The organism is Amycolatopsis acidiphila (genome assembly GCF_021391495.1).
In the GTDB taxonomy this organism is placed as follows: Bacteria; Actinomycetota; Actinomycetes; order Mycobacteriales; family Pseudonocardiaceae; genus Amycolatopsis_E; species Amycolatopsis_E acidiphila.
Genome location: NZ_CP090063.1, coordinates 1,602,752 through 1,620,156, shown reverse-complemented (window position 1 = coordinate 1,620,156; position 17,405 = coordinate 1,602,752). Strand labels below are relative to the sequence as shown.

Here is a 17,405-nt window from a genome sequence, read left to right as displayed (position 1 = left end):
TCAGAACTTCTCCGGCTTGATCAGCGCGATGAACAGGTACGCGATCAGTCCCAGCGCCAGTACGGCGCCGACGATGTCGGCCACCAGGCCCGAGCCCGTCACAGCTTCTCCAGTCCGCGCAGCGTCAGCGCGAGCGCCGCGAACACGGCGATCAGCAGCACGGCGTACAGCAGGTCCGCCACCTTGGCACCTTTCACTGCGGGTCACCCGGCCGGTGACCGCTCCGACCACACTGTGCGGCCGCGATCGCCGGACGTTGACCGGCGCTGACGCCCTCTTGACGCCGTCATGGTGCGTGTTTACGACCTTTTGACGGCCGGTGAGAACGCCCACACTCACCGTTACCAGTCGGGCGTAGCGGGCATTTCGGGCAGACACCGAACGCGCACATGTGTTACCACTGTGTTACGCATAGTTGTATTTGCTAAGTATTCGGGAGGCAGTGACATGTGCGGTATCACCGGCTGGGTTTCCTTCGAGGAGGACCTCACCCAGCGGCGCGAAATCCTCGACGCGATGACGGAGACGATGTCCTGCCGTGGCCCGGACGACGAGGGCACGTGGGTCGCGCCCCACGCCGCGCTCGGCCACCGGCGGCTCGCGATCATCGACCTGCCCGGCGGCCGCCAGCCGATGTCGCTGCGCACGCCGAACGGTGAGATCGCGATGGTCTACAGCGGCGAGGCCTACAACTTCACCGAGCTGCGCGCGCAGCTGGCGGGCCTGGGCCACAAGTTCGAGACCGACAGCGACACCGAGGTCGTGCTGCACGGCTACCTCGAGTGGGGCGAGGCCGTCGCCGACCACCTCAACGGCATGTACGCCTTCGCCATCTGGGACGCCCGCGACGAGAAGCTCGTCATGATCCGCGACCGGATGGGCATCAAGCCGTTCTACTACTACCCCACCCGCGACGGCGTGCTGTTCGGCTCCGAGCCGAAGGCGATCCTGGCGAACCCGCTGGCGCGCAAGGTGGTCGACACCGACGGGCTGCGCGAGCTGTTCGCGTTCGTCAAGACACCGGGCTGGTCGTTCTGGAAGGGCATGTACGAGGTCGAGCCGGGCACGATCGTCCGCGTCGACGCCTCGGGCACGCACACCCGTACCTACTGGAAGCTCGACGCCGTCCAGCACACCGACGACCAGGAGACGACGGTCGCACGGGTGCGCGAGCTGATGACCGACATCGTGCACCGGCAACTGGTCGCCGACGTGCCGCGCTGCGTGCTGCTCTCCGGCGGCCTGGACTCCAGCGCGGTCACCGGCCTCGCCGCCGCGCGCCTCGCCGAGCAGGGCGAGCAGCTGCGCACGTTCTCCGTCGACTTCTTCGGGCAGGAGGAGAACTTCAAGCCCGACGAGATGCGCGACACCCCGGACTCCCCGTTCATCCGCGACGTGTCCAAGCTGGTCGGCTCGGCGCACAAGGACGTGATGCTCGACCCGAAGGCGCTGACCGACCCCGAGGTGCGCCGCGCGGTCATCACCGCCCGCGACATCCCCGCCGGCCTCGGCGACATGGACAGCTCGCTGTACCTGCTGTTCAAGGCGATCCGCGGCGAGTCGACCGTCGCGCTGTCCGGCGAGTCGGCCGACGAGGTGTTCGGTGGCTACCGCTGGTTCCACGACGAGGCCGCCCGCAACGCCGACACGTTCCCGTGGCTGGCGTTCCAGACCGGCATGCACGAGCGCAGCAACATGCTGCGCACCGACGTGCGCGACAACCTCGACGTGGACAGCTACATCGCCGACCAGTACAAGACGGCGATCGCGCAGGTCGAGCACGTCGACGGTGCGAGTGAGTTCGAGCAGCGCATGCGGACCGTCTGCCACCTGCACCTGACCCGGTTCGTGCGGATGCTGCTGGACCGCAAGGACCGTGCGTCGATGGCCGTCGGGCTGGAGGTGCGCGTGCCGTTCTGCGACCACCGGCTCGTCGAGTACGTCTACAACACCCCGTGGTCGCTCAAGACGTTCGACGGCAGGGAGAAGAGCCTGCTGCGCCACGCGACCAAGCACGTGCTGCCGCCGTCCGTCGCGGACCGGGTGAAGAGCCCGTATCCGTCCACTCAGGACCCGGGCTACGTCGTCGCGCTGCAGCAGCAGGCGAAGGAGGTGCTCGCGGCCAAGGACAACCCGGTCTTCGCGCTGGTCGACCGGCAGTGGCTGAGCGACGCAGTGGCGGCGGTCCCGGACTCGATCACCACGGTCACCCGGCACGGCCTGGACCGGGTGCTGGACCTGCACCACTGGTTCGACATCTACCAGCCGGAACTGCAGCTCGGGTGACGGGCGGCACACCCTGAAAATTGGCTGTGAGATTCCGGCATAAGGCACAAGCGGCGCGGGAAATCCGTTGTTGACGGTAGAGAGGTGAGAGACATGACCACAGCTTTCACGCAGACCGCGTTCAGCAACGCCCCCGCGAACCCTCGGCTGCCCACGTTGCCCACCGGCTGGCCGATCGGGTCGTACTCCTCGTACGAGGAGGCCCAGCGGGCGGTGGACCACCTTGCAGACGCCGATTTCCCCGTGGCCGACGTGACGATCGTCGGCGTCGAGCCGATGCTCGTCGAGCGTGTCGCGGGCAAGCTCAGCTGGGGCAGGGTGCTCGGCAACGCCGCGATGTCCGGTGCCTGGTTCGGTTTGTTCGTCGGCCTGTTGCTGAGCTTGTTCGGCACCGGGGCCGGGATCCTGCCTATCCTCATCGGGCTGGTGGCCGGTGTCGCGTTCAGCATGGTGTTCGCCGCCGTGAGCTACGGCGCGACCCGTGGCCGCCGGGACTTCGTTTCGCACAGCCAGCTCGTGGCGCGCCGGTACGACGTGCTCAGCCAGCCGCGCAACGCCGAGCGCGGCCGGGAGCTGCTGGCCGACTTCGCCGCACGCGCGGGTCTGCACAGCTAGGTTCCACTGGACACCCCGAGGGCCTCGGTCGCACCCGCGAGCCGGGGCCCTCGGCCTGTCCGGAGCAGGCGTCGCCAGCGGTGCACGTCATGCTGGGCGGCCTGGGTGTGGGTGAGGAAGTCGCGCAGCACGGCCAGGAACCGCTGCGGCGACGTGTGATGCGGGAAGTGGCCGGCGCCGTCGAAGATCTCCAGCCTGCTGCCGGGCATCGACTCGTGCGCGATCGCGGCGTGCGCGCTCGGCACGACGTGATCGCGCGTGCCCCAGACCAGCATCGTGGGAATGCCCTCGGACAGATAGCAGCGGTCGAGCATGTTGACGACCTGGCCGCGCCAGTCGACCACCGCGCGCAGCGTCCGCAGGAACGCCTGCCTGCTCGGTGACTCCGCGAGCCGCACGTACTTGCCGACCACGTAGTCGATGTCCTCGCCGAGGCCGAGCCCGCCGGTCGCGCGCAGGAGACTGCTGAGGCGGCGCAACCCCTCCCGCACCGGCGGGGTGCCCAGCAGCGGCAGCATCAGGTCCGCGCCGGGCGCGGCGGCCACGCGCAGCAGTGGATGCACACCGGGGCCGACACCACCGCTGCTGACGAGCACCAGCCGTTCGCAGCGTTCCGGGAACTGGTAGGCGAACTGCATCGCGACCCCGCCGCCGAGCGAGTGCCCGACCACGGTGACGCGGTCGATGTCCAGAGTGGCCAGCAGGTCCCGCATCCCGCAGGCGTACGCCGCGACGGAGTAGTCGGCACGCGGCTTGTCCGAACCACCGTGGCCGAGCAGGTCGGGTGCGAGGACGGTGTACTCGCCGGTGAGCGAGGCCAGGACGTCCAGCCAGGTGGACGAGTCGTCGCCGATGCCGTGGACGAACAGCAGGACCGGTCCGCTGCCTGCCATCCGGTAGGCGCGGCGGTAGCCGTGGATCACCCGGTGACGCAGGTCGAACGTGTCCGGGCCGATGCCGGTCAGCGCGGGCTCCTGGGGTCGCACCCGTCCAGCCCAGCACCCGCCCGTTACCGCCGTGTTGCGGATGCCGAAAGGATTGGCCGCGGCGCGTTCTGGGTATGGAGAACGTATGAGCGAAAACCCGGAGAAGGATCCCGAGGAGTGGACCACGGGCGAGGAGCCGATGACCGGCCCGCAGCGGTCCTACCTGCACACGCTGGCTCAGGAGGCGAACCAGGAGGTCCCCGAGAACCTGTCGAAGGCCGACGCCTCCAGGCTCATCGACGAGCTGCAGCAGAAGACGGGCCGCGGGACCTGATCAGGCGCGCGGGCGGCGTGGGCGTGGCTGGCAGCGCGGGCAGAAGTAGGACGAGCGGTTCATGAACGGCTCCCGCACGATCGCCGTGCCGCAGCGGGCGCACGGCCGGTCCGCCTGCCCGTAGACGTCGAGCGAGCGGTCGAAGTAGCCCGACTGCCCGTTCACATTGACGTACAAGGCATCGAAGGACGTGCCGCCCGCTCGCAGCGCCTCGCCCATCACGTCGGCCGCCGCGGCCAGCAACGCCGTGCCCTGGGCGTTCGTGAGCTTCTCCGTCGGGCGCGACCAGTGCAGCCGGGCGCGCCACAGCGCCTCGTCGGCGTAGATGTTGCCGACACCGGAGACCAAGGTCTGGTCCAGCAGCGCCCGCTTCACCTCGGTCCGGCGCGACCGCAGGGCGCGCACGGCCTGGGCCGGGTCGAACGCGGCATCCATCGGGTCGCGCGCGATGTGCGCGATCGGCGCCGGGAGCAGCTCGCTGCCGGTGTCGACGAGGTCGGCCAGTGCGAGGCCGCCGAACGTCCGCTGGTCCACGAACCGCAGCTCGGGGCCTTCGTCGTCGAACCGGACGCGGACGCGCAGGTGCTTCTCGTCGGGCGCGCCGTCGGGCTGGACGAGCATCTGCCCGCTCATCCCGAGGTGCGCGAGGATGGCTTCCTTGTCCGACAGCTCCAGCCACAGGTACTTGCCCCGGCGCCGCGCGGCCTCGACCCGCGCGCCGGCGAGCCTGCCGGTGAAGTCCTCGGGACCGAGCGCGTGCCGCCGGATCGCCCGGGGATGCAGCACCTCGACCCGTGTGATGACGCGACCCGCCACATGCGCCTGCAGCCCGGCACGGACGACCTCGACCTCGGGAAGTTCTGGCACGCAACCAGCTTACGGCCGGCCCCCGACAGTCAGTCCGCGTCCTGCTGGGGCTTGAGCTCGTCGGTCAGCGAGCGCCAGGCCGTCTCGGCGGCCTTCTGCTCCGCTTCCTTCTTCGTGGTGCCCTCACCGTGGCCCAGGTCCCGGCCGCCGACCAGCACCGTGGCGCTGAACTCCTTGCGGTGGTCCGGCCCGGTGTCCTCGACCTTGTACTCCGGCACGCCGAGCCCCGCGGACGCGGTCAGCTCCTGCAGGCTGGTCTTCCAGTCGAGCCCGGCCCCGCGCAGCGGCGCCTCGGCCAGCAGCGGGTCGAACAGCCGGTGCACGAGCGCGCGCCCCGCCTCGATGCCGTGCTCGAGGAACACCGCACCGATGATGGCTTCCAGCCCGTCGGCGAGGATGCTCGCCTTGTCCCGGCCGCCGGTGAGCTCCTCGCCCTTGCCCAGCAGCAGATGCGCGCCAAGCCCGCCCTCGCCGAGGCCGCGCGCGACACCGGCGAGCGCGTGCATGTTCACCACGCTGGCCCGCAGCTTCGCGAGCTGCCCCTCGGGCAGGTCGGGATGCGTGCGGTACAGGTGGTCGGTGACCACGAGACCCAGCACTGCGTCGCCGAGGAACTCCAGCCGCTCGTTCGGCGGCAGGCCACCGTTCTCGTACGCGTACGAACGGTGGGTCAGCGCGAGATGAAGCAGCTCGGCGTCCAGAGTGACGCCGAGCGCTTCGGTCAGTGATGCTGGGTCGGCAGCCCGGCCTCCCGGCTTCGACTTACCCCCCATCTCGGTCAGCCTCAGGCGGGCTCTACGACCTGCCGACCGTCGTACTGGCCGCAGGTCGGGCAGGCCACGTGCTGCGGCTTGGGCTGCCGGCAGGCGCGGTTCTGGCAGGGCACCAACTGCACCGGGGCCGCTTTCCACGACGACCGGCGGGTGCGCGTGTTGGCTCGCGACATCTTCCGCTTCGGGACGGCCACGACTACATCTCCTCGTCAAGGTTCGCTCGCTGACGCGAGCCGGTTTACAAGCTGCGCGAGCAGGTGCTCGTCAAGCTTCCTGGTCTGGGCCACCCGCGGGTGAATCACCGAAACGCTCGACCAGCGCGGCCCACCGAGGATCTATGGTCTCATGCCCGTGTCCGGGCTCGAGATCGGCCCACTTTCCGCCGCATTCGGGGCACAGCCCCGGGCAGTCCTCACCGCACAGTGGCACCTGCGGCAGGGCGAGCACGAGCGCGTCGCGGACGGCGGGCTCGAGATCGATCCGGTCGTCGACCAGGCGGCTCACCTCGTCCTCGTCCGTGGTGGCCTCGGTGGTCGAGTCGGGGTAGGCGAACAGCTCGGTGAGCTCGATCTCGGCGTCGCCCTCGATCGGGTCGAGGCAGCGCGAGCACTCGCCGGTGGTGCGCGCCGAGGCGGTGCCGGTGACCAGCACACCCTCCACGACGGACTCCAGCAGCAGGTCGAGCTCGATTTCGGACCCCTCGGGCACGACGATCACGCCCGGGAAGCCGAGGGCGCTCCGCACCGGGGCCTTGCGCCGCACATCACGGCTCAGGCCCGCGCGGCGCCCCAGCTCGCGGGTGTCGATCACCCAGGGGTTGCGGGTGTCGAGGGAACTCTTCTCAGACATGTGGATGCACTCGGATCATCGATGAGGTGGGCAACCTCACCAGCGTACCGGCCGCTACGGCTGGAAGTCGTACAGCGGGGTGCGCGAGGCCACGCCCGGCGGCGTCCGCAGGTGGTTGCGGCCGGAGTCGACGGTGCGCAGGGTCGTGGACAGCAGCTCCGAGAACTCCGCGAGCTTGCCGTCCACATAGGCGTCGCAGTCCGCGCGCTGGCGGTCGGCCTCGGCGTGCGCCTCGTCGACGATCCTGGCGGACTCCGCGTGCGCGGCCTGTACGACCTCGGTCTGCGAGACCAGCCGCGACTGCTCGTGCCTGCCGTCCTCGATCGCCCGCTCGTAGCCGGCCCGGCCCGCTTCGATCATGCGCTCGGACTCGGCGCGCGAGCGCTCCACGAGGTTCTGGTACTCGGCCTGGCCCGCGGCGACCATGCGCTCGGCCTCGGCGTGCGCGTCGGCCATGATCTGCTCGGCGCGCGCCCGCGCGTCCTCGAGCATCCGCTGGGCCTCGTCGTTCGCCTCGGTGACTGCGCTCTCGGCCTCGGTGCGGGCGCCGTTGACCATCGCGTCGGACTCGGCGCGGGCCTTGTCGATCAGCTCGTCGCGCTTGTCGAGCACGTCCTGGGCGTCGTCGACCTCGGCCGGCAGGGCGTCCCGGACGTCGTCGAGAAGCTCGAGCACGTCCCCGCGCGGCACCACGCAGCTGGACGTCATCGGCACTCCGCGTGCCTCTTCCACGATCGTGACGAGCTCGTCGAGAGCCTCGAACACCCGGTACACGGCAACTCCCTAGATGGCCCTTCCCCGCTGGCTCGTTCCAGTTTGCCGGGTCCGGAGCAAAAGGCCACGGAGGCCAGCCCCCCGGGCGTGTCAGCGACGCGCAGCGTCACCGTTGAGGGTGGTGGTGGGCGACGGGCGGGCCTGTCAGCGACACCGTTGCGGGTGGTAGTGGGCGACGGGCGGGCCTGTCAGGAGCTGCGTTCGGCGAGCTTGGCCGTCAGCCGCTCGAACACCACGCCCGGCACGAGGTTCTTCACGTCCCCGCCGTAGGTGGCGACCTCCTTGACCAGTGAGCTGGACACGAAGCCGTACCGCGGGTTGTTCGACATCAGCAGCGTCTCGACGCCGGAGAGCTCGCGGTTCATCTGCGCCATCTGCAGCTCGTAGTCGAAGTCGCTGACCGAGCGCAGGCCCTTGGCGATCGCCGCGATGTCGTGCTGCCTGCAGTAGTCCACGAGCAGCCCGTGCCACGAGTCGATCCGGACGTTGGGCAGGCCGTCGGTGATCTCGGTGAGCAGCTGCATCCGCTCGGCGATCGAGAACAGGCCCTGCTTGTTCTTGTTGATCATGACGGCCACCACGACCTCGTCGAAGAGCTTCGCCGCTCGTTCGATGATGTCCAGATGGCCGTTGGTGACGGGATCATAGGAACCGGGACAGACCGCACGCGCCATGGCGCGGACGTTACCTTGTGCTCACCGCGGACTGCGCGCCGAAGTGACGTACTCCGCCCAGTACAGCGCCGTGTCGCCGTGCCGCATCGCCCGCAACGGGGCGAAACCGGCCGGCCAGTCCGGCTCGCCGTCGCGCTGAGCACGCTCGACGATCACCAGCCCGTCCTCGGCGACCCAGCCGCCGGCGCCCAGCGCGGCCAAGATCACACCGAGCTTCGCCGCGTCCACCGCGTACGGCGGATCGGCCAGTACCAGGTCGAACGGCTTTTCGGCGGCCTGGGCCAGCACGCTTTCCACCTGGCCTGCCCGCACGACGCCGCCCAGGGCGAGTTCTGCCACATTGCCCCGCAGGATCTGCACCGCCCGGCGGTCGGACTCGACGAACACCGCTTCCTCCGCGCCACGGGACAGCGCCTCCAACCCCAGCGCCCCGGAGCCGGCGTAGAGGTCCAGCACTCGCGCGCCGGCCAGCTCACCGGCCGATTCCAGCGCGTTGAACAGGGACTCCCGGACCCGCTCGGAGGTCGGCCGCGTGCCCTGCGGCGGCACCCTGAGCCGTCTTCCGCCCGCCCTCCCGGCGACGATCCTGGTCACCCGGCTATCTTCGCAGCCGCTGTTTTTCGGCCGGGACTTGGTGAACCGTTCGGCCGGCACGCGTAGAGTCGTTCTTCCTGTTGCGGGAGTGAGCTGTAGGAGCGCTGCGTGTCGGAACCTCGGGTCAGACGGGCCGAGATCGCCATCGAGCAAGAGCACGTCGACCGCGTCTACACCCGTCTCGCCGAACTGCGCGCGCAGGCCGAGGCCATGCGTGCCAAGGGGTACGAGATCGGCCACGGCGCGCAGCGTGAGGCCGTCTTCGAGCAGGCGTCCATGCTCTTCGAGCGGGACATGATGGTCTTCCACGCCAACCAGACGCTGCAGACGCTCGACGCCGAGTACGAGGGCCTGGTGTTCGGCCGCCTCGACCAGACCAGCCGGGAGAAGATCTACGTCGGCCGACTCGGCATCCGGGACGCGGAGTTCGACAACCTGGTCACCGACTGGCGCGCCCCCGCGGCCGTGGCCTTCTACCAGGCCACCGCTGAGGAGCCGATGGACGTCGTGCGCCGGCGCGTCATCCGCTGCTCCGGGCAGAAGGTGCTCGACGTGGACGACGACGTGCTGATCCCCGACGCCGTCCCCGAGGACATGCAGGTGGTCGGCGAGGGCGCGCTGATGGCCGCGCTCGGCCGCTCGCGCGGCGAGAAGATGCGCGACATCGTGGCGACCATCCAGCGCGAGCAGGACGAGGTCATCCGCGCGCCCTGGCGCGGCGTCACGGAGATCACCGGCGGTCCCGGCACGGGCAAGACGGCGGTCGCGCTGCACCGCGCGGCGTACCTGCTCTACCGGCACCGCCGCCAGCTCGGCGGGGCCGGCGTGTTCGTGCTCGGCCCGTCCGGGGTGTTCACGAACTACATCTCCCGCGTGCTGCCGTCGATGGGCGAGACCAACGTCGAGCTGCGCGCGCTGGGCGAGGTGCTCGACGGCGTGCTCGCGACGCGGCAGGACCCGGCGCCGCTGGCGGCGGTCAAGGGTTCGCTGCGGATGCGCAAGGTGCTGACCCGGGCCATGCGGGACGCGCCGCCGGGCGTGCCGGACGAGATGCGCATCGTCTACCGCGGCGAGGTGCTCAAGCTGCACGGCAAGGAGCTGGAGCGGGTCCGCCGCAAGGTGCACGGGCACGGCGGTCCGCCCAACCGGTCACGGGTGCGCGCGGCGGAGACGCTGCTCGAAGCGCTCGCGGACAAGGCGGAGGAGAACGCCCGCGCCGACGGCCGGTCGGTCGACCGCGCCGAGCTGATCACCGAGCTGGGCGAACGGATCGACTTCCACCGGTTCCTGGTGGTGTGGTGGCCGGTGCTCTACCCGGCCGAGATCCTGCACTGGCTCGGCGACCCGGCGCGGCTCACGCGCGCGGCCAAGGGCGTGCTCAAGCGCGACGAGGTGGACCTGCTCGCGGCATCGCTGGCGGACCGGAACAGGGACTGGTCGGTCGCGGACGTCGCGCTGCTGGACGAGCTGCGGGTGCTGGTCGGGGTGCCGCCGAAGCGGCGTCGCCGGGCGCAGGCGGTCGAGCTGGACGCGGCGCCCGCGCCGCGGGGCACAGAGGGCCAGGGCACGCACCGGCCCGAGCACTACGACGAGTACTCCCACATCGTCGTGGACGAGTCACAGGACCTGTCGCCGATGCAGTGGCGGATGGTCGGGCGGCGCGGCAAGTACGCGAGCTGGACTGTCGTCGGCGACCCGGTGCAGAGCTCGTGGCCGGATCCGGCCGAGGCGGCGCAGGCGCGGGACCAGGCGTTCGGCCTGCGGACGCCGCGTCGGCGGTACACGCTGCGCACGAACTACCGGAACTCGGCGGAGATCTTCGACCTGGCCGCGCGGGTCGTCGCCGGGCACGCGGAGGCGGACGAGCTGCCGAAAGCCGTGCGGACGACGGGGATCGAGCCGGACGTGCGGGTCGTCGAGCGAGCGGGCATCGAGGGCACGACGCAGGCCGCGGCGAAGGAGCTGATGGACTCGGTCGAGGGCACAGTCGGCGTGATCTGTGCGATGGACCGGGTGCCGGAGGTGCAGGCCTGGCTGCAGGGCCGCGCCGACGAGCGGCTCAAGGTCGTCGGCAGCCTCGACTCCAAGGGGCTGGAGTACGACGCCGTGGTGCTGGTGGAGCCGACCGAGCTGATCACCGAGTCGACCACGGGCCGCCGGGTGCTCTACGTCGCGCTCACCCGCGCGACCCAGCAGCTGACCGTGGTGGCCTCGGACCGGGAATGGCTGTGATCGCGGCGTCGTTGCGCTGACCGTGACCTCTCTGAGCGACGTGCGGTTGTCCGTGCTCGACCTGTCCCCCATCCCGAGCGACGGGGACGCCGGCACCGCCCTGCGCAACACGATCGACCTGGCGCGGCAGACCGAACGGCTGGGGTACCACCGGTACTGGGTCGCCGAGCACCACAACATGCCGGGCATCGCGAGCTCGGCGACGGCGGTGCTGATCGGGCACGTGGCTTCGGCGACGGAGCGGATCCGGGTCGGTTCGGGCGGGATCATGCTGCCGAACCACGCGCCGCTGATCGTGGCCGAGCAGTTCGGCATGCTGGAGGCGTTCCACCCGGGACGGATCGACCTGGGGATCGGCCGTGCCCCTGGCACCGACCAGCGGACGGCGCTCGCGGTGCGGGGTTCGATGGCGGCGCTGAACGCGGAGAACTTCCCGGAGCAGCTGACCGAGCTGATGGACTACTTCGAGCCGGACCCCGCGCGGGCGGTGAACGCGATCCCGGCGGTCGGGCACAAGCCGCCCGTGTGGCTGCTGGGTTCGAGCGGGTTCAGCGCGCAACTGGCGGGCACGCTGGGGCTGCCGTTCGCGTTCGCGCACCACTTCAGCGCGCGCAACACCTTGCCGGCGGTGCGCCTGTACCGCGAGTCTTTCCGGCCGTCCTCGGTGTTGCGGGAGCCGTACCTGATGCTGGGTGTGGCGGTAATCTGCGCCGAGACCGACGAGCGGGCACAGTGGCTGGCGGGGCCGAGTGGGCTGACATTCCTGAGCCTGCGCCGGGGCCGCCCCATCCCGCTGCCGACGCCCGAGGAGGCGGCGGAGTACCCGTACACGGACCTCGACCGGCAGTTCCTCGAGGAGCGGTTCGGAAGCAACGTCATCGGTTCCCCGGAGACGGTGCGGAAGGGCCTGGAGACGCTGATCGCGGACACAGGGGCGGACGAGATGATGATCACGACGATGGTGCACGGGCAGGCCGACCGGGTGCGATCTTACGAGCTGGTGGCCGACCTGGGGCGGTAGGGGGCGATGGTTTGGTTGGCGACGCCCAGCCACCCACCCATGCCGAACCCGGCAACGGCAGCCACTCACCCACGGCGACCCGGCAGCACCCAGCCACCCCACCCACGGCGACCCGGCAACGGCAGCCACGAATGCCCGCGCCAGCCCGCTCCCTAACCCCGATCCCCGCGTCCTCCAGCGGTCGGCACGCCTGGTCAAGGCATCTTTCCCGCCTTGACGCGGTGGGCCGACCGTTGAACACTCCGCGATCGGGGTGGAACGGGCATACCCCAACCACCCGCGCTTCGCGCGCCCCCACGCAGCGCGGCGAAAAGATCAAGAGAGTCCTCGCCGGACGGGCAGGCTCAAAGATGAGCCAGGAAAAGCCCGCTACGTCACCTCATGCAGGTGGTCGAGTTGTGTGGTCATCCCGTCGCCTGCGGTCTGTGCATATCACTTTGACCCAGACCCGCAAGCTCGCGCTGTCGGCTGCCCGCAAGCAGGAGGGTTGCGGGCCTGGCTCAAAGTGATGCCGCGAGTTCAGGCGACGGGATGACCACCCAACTCTGGGGTCAGGCACAGCCCTCCCCCCTGCCGCCGCCTGCCCCTCCCCTACGACAGCAACGCGGTCCTGGTCCTCGGGAAGCCCGACTTGCCGTTCTCCGCCGTCTTCACCGCCAGCACCTGGTTCACGCCGATCACCCCGCGCTCGAACGTCAGCGCCGAAGCCGCCATGTACAGGCGCCACACGCGGGCCCTTCCCTCGCTGCTCAGCCGGACCGCGTCGGCCCAGCGAGCTTCCAGGTTCGCCACCCACGCCCGCAGCGTCAGGGCGTAGTGCTCCCGCAGCGCCTCGACGTCGCGCACCTCGAAGCCCGCGTCCTCGATCGCGTCGACCATCACGCCCAGGGGCTCCAGCTCGCCGTCGGGGAAGACGTAGCGGTTGATGAACGACGTCTTCTCCGCCGTGTGCCCCGGCACGCCCGCCTTCCGCGAGATCGCGTGGTTGAGCAGCCGCCCCTCCGGCTTGAGCAGGTCGAACAGCGCCTTCGTGTACGTGGGCAGCATCGACTGGCCCACGTGCTCCGCCATCCCGATGCTGGAGATCGCGTCGAACGGCCCGTCCCGCACGTCGCGGTAGTCCTGGACGCGGATCTCGACGAGCTCCGACAGCCCCTCCTCCGCCACCCGCTTGCGCGCGAAGTCCGCCTGGGCCTGCGAAAGCGTCACGCCGACCGCGTGTGCCCCGTACTTCTTCGCCGCGTGGATGACGAACGTGCCCCAGCCGCAGCCCACGTCGAGCACGCGCATGCCCTCCTGCAGCCCGAGCTTGCGCGCCACGAGGTCGACCTTGGCGATCTGCGCGTCGTCCAGCGACTCGACGCCCTCGCCCCACACCGCGCACGAGTAGGTCATCGTCGGCCCGAGCACGAGCGAGTAGAAGTCGTTGCCGACGTCGTAGTGGTGCGAGATCGCTTCGGCGTCGCGCCGCTTCGAGTGCAGGCGCCCGCCCAGCCGGATCTCCTCGGCCGGCGGCTTCGGCGGCAGCCCGAACGCCCGCAGCCGCAACCCGGCCTTGATCATGTCGCGCTTGGTCGCCCCGTCCACCGCCAGCGGCCCGGTCTGCTGCCCGATAACGCGCTCGAGCTGGGAAAGGCTCTCGAAGAAATCTGATTCGACATCGAGGTCGCCGGAAACGAAACAGCGCGCGATACCGAGCTCGTTCGGCGCCCACAGTAGCCGCCGCAACGCCCGGCGCCGGCGCAGCACCAGCCGGACCGGCGAGTCCGGGGGTCCCGCCTCGCTACCGTCCCAGCAGCGGATATGAAGCGGGAGTTCGCTGCCGAGCGCCGCACGCACCAGGGCGTGCACCGCGCTCGCAGCGGATTGCGAGGTAGCCACGTGCCTCATTCAAGCACTTACCGGGACTTCACGCCCATACCTCCAAGACGATTCGCCCGAACTGCCGGAATTCGCGGGCCGTGCACTTTCCCACAGGAATATCGCGGGAAAGTGCACGGCCTTTCTGCTACTCCAGTACCAGCAGGAGGTCGCCGCCCTCGACCTGCTGCACCGAGTTGATGGCCAGCCTGCCCACCTTCCCGGCGGCCGAGGCGGTGATCGCGGCCTCCATCTTCATCGCCTCGATCGTGGCGACGGTCGCGCCCGCCTCGACGTGGTCGCCCTCGGCCACCGACAGCGTCACGACCCCGGCGAACGGCGCGGCGACCTGCTTCGGGTTGTTCTTGTCGGCCTTCTCCGCGGCCGGCAGGTCCGAGGCGACCGAGCGGTCCCGCACCTGGATGGGCCGGAGCTGGCCGTTGAGGCTCGACATCACCGTGCGCAGCCCGCGCTCGTCGGCCTCGCCGATGGCCTCCAGCTCGATGAGCAGCCGCACCCCGGGCTCGAGGTCGACCTGGTACTCCTCCCCCGGCCGCAGGCCGTAGAAGAAGTCCTTGCTCGGCAGCACGCTGGTGTCGCCGTAGGCCTCGCGGTGCGCCTCGAACTCCTTCGTCGGCGCCGGGAACAGCAGGCGGTTGAGCGTCTGCCGCCGGTTGTCCGCCAGCCCCGCGCGGTCCTCGGTGGACAGCTCGGTCTCGGGCTTGGGGTCGGCGCGGCCCTCGAGCGCCTTGCTGCGGAACGGTTCCGGCCAGCCGCCGGGCGGGTCGCCCAGCTCGCCGCGCAGGAAACCGATCACCGAGTCGGGGATGTCGAACTTGTTCGGCTCCGCCTCGAACTTCTCGGGCGAGACACCGGCGCCCACGAGATGCAGCGCGAGGTCACCGACCACTTTGGACGACGGCGTCACCTTCACGAGGTGGCCGAGGATCCGGTCCGCGGCCGCGTACATCGCCTCGATGTCCTCGAACCGGTCGCCGAGCCCGAGCGCCCGCGCCTGCGTGCGCAGGTTGGACAGCTGCCCGCCCGGGATCTCGTGGTCGTACACGCGCCCGGTCGGCGAGGCCAGGCCCGCCTCGAACGGCGCGTAGATCTTGCGCACGATCTCCCAGTACGGCTCCAGGTTCCCGATCGCCCGCAGGGAAAGCCCGGTCGGCCGTTCGGAGTGGTCGGTCGCGGCGACGATCGCCGACAGCGAAGGCTGCGACGTGGTGCCCGCCATCGACGCGACCGCACCGTCCACCGCGTCCGCACCGGCGTTGATCGCGGCCAGGTAGGTGCCGAGCTGGCCGCCCGCGGTGTCGTGCGTGTGGATGTGCACCGGCAGGTCGAACTCCTTGCGCAGCGCGGAAACCAGCTTCGCGGCGGCGGGCGCCCGCAGCAGGCCCGCCATGTCCTTGATCGCCAGCACGTGCGCGCCCGCGCCGACGATCTGCTCCGCCAGCTTCAGGTAGTAGTCCAATGTGTACAGCTTCTCGGCCGGGTCCGAGAGGTCCGAGGTGTAGCAGAGCGCCACCTCGGCGACGGCCTTTCCGGTCTCCCGCACGGCTTCGATCGCCGGGCGCATCTGCTCGACGTCGTTGAGCGCGTCGAAGATCCGGAAGATGTCGATGCCGGTGGCCGTGGCCTCCTCGACGAACGCGTTGGTCACCTCGGTCGGGTACGGGGTATAGCCGACCGTGTTGCGACCACGCAGCAACATCTGCAGGCAGATGTTGGGCACCGCCTCGCGCAGCCGGGCCAGGCGCTCCCACGGATCCTCGGCGAGGAACCGCAGCGCCACGTCGTAGGTCGCGCCGCCCCAGCATTCCAGCGAAAGCAGCTCGGGCACGGTGTGCGCGACGACCGGCGCGATCGCGAGCAGGTCCTTCGTGCGCACGCGCGTGGCCAGCAGTGACTGGTGCGCGTCGCGGAAGGTGGTGTCGGTGACGCCGACGGTCGCCGAATCCCGGATCCAGCGCGCGAAGCCCTCCGGGCCCAGCTCGTCGAGCTTCTGCTTCGACCCCGCGGGCGGCTCGCCGCCCGGGATCTCCGGCAGCTTGCTCGCCGGGTCGATCAGCCGCGGGCGCTCGCCGTGCGGCTTGTTGACCGTGACATCCGCGAGGTAGGTCAGCAGCCGCGTGCCGCGGTCGGCGGAGTGCCGCGCGGTGAGCAGGTGCGGGCGCTCCTCGATGAACGACGTCGTGACCCGGCCGTTCCGGAAGTCCTCGTCGTCGAGCACCGCCTGCAGGAACGGGATGTTCGTGGCGACGCCACGGATCCGGAACTCCGCCACGGCACGACGGGCGCGGCCGACCGCGGTCTTGAAGTCGCGGCCGCGGCAGGTCAGCTTGACGAGCATCGAGTCGAAGTGCGCGCTGATCTCCGTGCCCGCGAACGCGGTGCCGCCGTCGAGGCGGATGCCCGAGCCACCGGGCGAGCGGTAGGCGCTGATCATCCCGGTGTCCGGGCGGAAGCCGTTGGCCGGGTCCTCGGTCGTGATGCGGCACTGCAACGCGGCGCCCCGGAGGTAGACCTTGTCCTGTGACAGGCCGAGGTCCGCGAGCGTCTCGCCGGCGGCGATGCGCATCTGGGACTGCACGAGGTCGACGTCGGTGACCTCCTCGGTCACCGTGTGCTCGACCTGGATGCGCGGGTTCATCTCGATGAAGTGGTGGTTGCCGTCCTTGTCGAGCAGGAACTCGACGGTGCCCGCGTTGCGGTAACCGATCTTGCGGGCGAACGCCACGGCGTCGTTGCAGATCTGTTCCCGCAGTTCCGGCGGGAGGTTCGGGGCCGGCGCCAGCTCGATGACCTTCTGGTGCCGCCGCTGGACCGAGCAGTCGCGCTCGAAGAGGTGGATGACGTTGCCCTCGCCGTCGGCGAGGATCTGCACCTCGATGTGCCGCGGGTCGACGACGGCCTTCTCCAGGAACACCGTCGCGTCACCGAAGGCGGACTCGGCCTCGCGGGCGGCGGCCTCGATCGACTCGCGCAGGTGCGCGGGGTCGTCGACGCGGCGCATCCCACGGCCGCCACCACCGGCGACGGCCTTGACGAACACCGGGAAGCCGACTTCTTCCGCAGCCGCGACGAGCTCGTCCACATCGGTCGACGGCTGCGAGGAACCGAGCACCGGCACGCCGGCCTCACGCGCGGCGGCGACCGCGCGGGCCTTGTTGCCGGTCAGTTCGAGGATCTCGGCGCTGGGGCCGACGAAAGTGATACCGGCCTGTTCACAGGCCAGCGCGAGATCCGGGTTCTCCGACAGGAATCCATAGCCGGGGTAGATCGCGTCGGCGCCGGCCTTGCGTGCCGCGCCGATGATCTCCTCGACCGACAGGTAGGCACGCACCGGGTGGCCCTGCACGCCGATTTCGTAGGCCTCATCGGCCTTGAGCCGGTGCAGCGAGTTGCGGTCCTCGTACGGGAACACCGCCACCGTGCCCGCGCCCAGCTCATACCCCGCGCGGAACGCGCGGATGGCAATCTCACCACGGTTGGCGACGAGTACCTTCCGGAACATGCCCGGTCCTTCCTCTACGTACGGATCGGTGAGAGCAGACGTTACCTTGCCGATCCCGTACGACGGGAGTTCAGTCC

At 70.3% G+C, this 17,405-nt stretch carries 16 protein-coding genes; 5 read left to right on the top strand and 11 right to left on the bottom strand.

The features are described from left to right. Complete coding sequence (gene kdpF, locus LWP59_RS07915) at window positions 1–102, bottom strand: K(+)-transporting ATPase subunit F (protein ID WP_144639049.1); 102 nt, start codon at window positions 100–102, stop codon at window positions 1–3. Between the two features lie 345 nt (window positions 103–447). Between kdpF and asnB the strand changes: the two genes are divergently transcribed. After that, window positions 448–2,286 carry an asparagine synthase (glutamine-hydrolyzing) gene (gene asnB, locus LWP59_RS07910; protein ID WP_144639047.1) on the top strand — a complete coding sequence of 613 codons (1,839 nt, stop codon included), beginning with the start codon at window positions 448–450 and terminating at the stop codon, window positions 2,284–2,286. Window positions 2,287–2,379: 93 nt separating this feature from the next. Continuing rightward, window positions 2,380–2,901: a general stress protein gene (locus LWP59_RS07905; protein WP_144639045.1), complete on the top strand. Its 522-nt coding sequence runs from the start codon at window positions 2,380–2,382 to the stop codon at window positions 2,899–2,901. Here the strand turns inward: LWP59_RS07905 and LWP59_RS07900 are convergent. Further along, window positions 2,898–3,887 (bottom strand): alpha/beta fold hydrolase, encoded by a 990-nt coding sequence (locus LWP59_RS07900; protein WP_144639043.1) that lies wholly within the window; start codon window positions 3,885–3,887, stop codon window positions 2,898–2,900. The genes LWP59_RS07905 and LWP59_RS07900 overlap by 4 nt on opposite strands. An 85-nt stretch (window positions 3,888–3,972) precedes the next feature. Here LWP59_RS07900 and LWP59_RS07895 point away from each other — a divergent pair, with 85 nt between their 5' ends. Next, window positions 3,973–4,161, top strand: a complete 189-nt coding sequence (locus LWP59_RS07895) for a DUF3072 domain-containing protein (protein WP_144639041.1) — start codon at window positions 3,973–3,975, stop codon at window positions 4,159–4,161. On the opposite strand, the gene mutM is transcribed toward LWP59_RS07895, so the two are convergent. The 7 genes from mutM to rsmD all read right to left on the bottom strand — a co-directional run bounded on the left by mutM (window position 4,162) and on the right by rsmD (window position 8,692). After that, on the bottom strand, window positions 4,162–5,028 hold the full coding sequence (gene mutM, locus LWP59_RS07890; protein ID WP_144639039.1) for a bifunctional DNA-formamidopyrimidine glycosylase/DNA-(apurinic or apyrimidinic site) lyase: 867 nt from the start codon (window positions 5,026–5,028) through the stop codon (window positions 4,162–4,164). It abuts the gene before it with no gap. 29 nt (window positions 5,029–5,057) lie between these two features. Continuing rightward, entirely contained in the window at window positions 5,058–5,801 is a 744-nt protein-coding gene (gene rnc / locus LWP59_RS07885) for a ribonuclease III (RefSeq protein WP_144639037.1), read from the bottom strand. Window positions 5,802–5,812: 11 nt separating this feature from the next. Beyond that, window positions 5,813–5,995: a 50S ribosomal protein L32 gene (gene rpmF, locus LWP59_RS07880; RefSeq protein ID WP_091516752.1), complete on the bottom strand. Its 183-nt coding sequence runs from the start codon at window positions 5,993–5,995 to the stop codon at window positions 5,813–5,815. A gap of 70 nt (window positions 5,996–6,065) precedes the next feature. Continuing rightward, entirely contained in the window at window positions 6,066–6,650 is a 585-nt protein-coding gene (locus LWP59_RS07875) for a YceD family protein (protein WP_144639035.1), read from the bottom strand. Window positions 6,651–6,704: 54 nt separating this feature from the next. After that, the gene (locus LWP59_RS07870; protein ID WP_144639033.1) at window positions 6,705–7,424 is read right to left on the bottom strand and encodes an SPFH domain-containing protein; all 720 of its coding nucleotides are present in this window, start codon (window positions 7,422–7,424) and stop codon (window positions 6,705–6,707) included. Window positions 7,425–7,612: 188 nt separating this feature from the next. After that, window positions 7,613–8,098, bottom strand: coding sequence for a pantetheine-phosphate adenylyltransferase (coaD, locus tag LWP59_RS07865; RefSeq protein ID WP_144639031.1), 486 nt, complete (start codon window positions 8,096–8,098; stop codon window positions 7,613–7,615). A gap of 21 nt (window positions 8,099–8,119) precedes the next feature. Beyond that, window positions 8,120–8,692 (bottom strand): 16S rRNA (guanine(966)-N(2))-methyltransferase RsmD, encoded by a 573-nt coding sequence (rsmD, locus tag LWP59_RS07860; protein WP_144639028.1) that lies wholly within the window; start codon window positions 8,690–8,692, stop codon window positions 8,120–8,122. 108 nt (window positions 8,693–8,800) lie between these two features. On the opposite strand from rsmD, the gene LWP59_RS07855 reads away from it, so the two are divergent. Both LWP59_RS07855 and LWP59_RS07850 read left to right on the top strand, forming a co-directional pair. Further along, window positions 8,801–10,924, top strand: coding sequence for a HelD family protein (locus tag LWP59_RS07855; protein WP_144639026.1), 2,124 nt, complete (start codon window positions 8,801–8,803; stop codon window positions 10,922–10,924). A gap of 22 nt (window positions 10,925–10,946) precedes the next feature. Continuing rightward, on the top strand, window positions 10,947–11,945 hold the full coding sequence (locus LWP59_RS07850) for an LLM class flavin-dependent oxidoreductase (RefSeq protein WP_144639024.1): 999 nt from the start codon (window positions 10,947–10,949) through the stop codon (window positions 11,943–11,945). Window positions 11,946–12,536: 591 nt separating this feature from the next. Here LWP59_RS07850 and LWP59_RS07845 read toward each other — a convergent pair. Beyond that, a complete protein-coding gene (locus LWP59_RS07845) occupies window positions 12,537–13,835 on the bottom strand; it encodes an SAM-dependent methyltransferase (protein ID WP_144639022.1) in 1,299 nt (432 codons plus the stop codon). Between the two features lie 118 nt (window positions 13,836–13,953). Continuing rightward, the gene (locus LWP59_RS07840; protein WP_144639020.1) at window positions 13,954–17,328 is read right to left on the bottom strand and encodes a pyruvate carboxylase; all 3,375 of its coding nucleotides are present in this window, start codon (window positions 17,326–17,328) and stop codon (window positions 13,954–13,956) included. Between the last annotated feature and the right edge of the window lie 77 nt (window positions 17,329–17,405).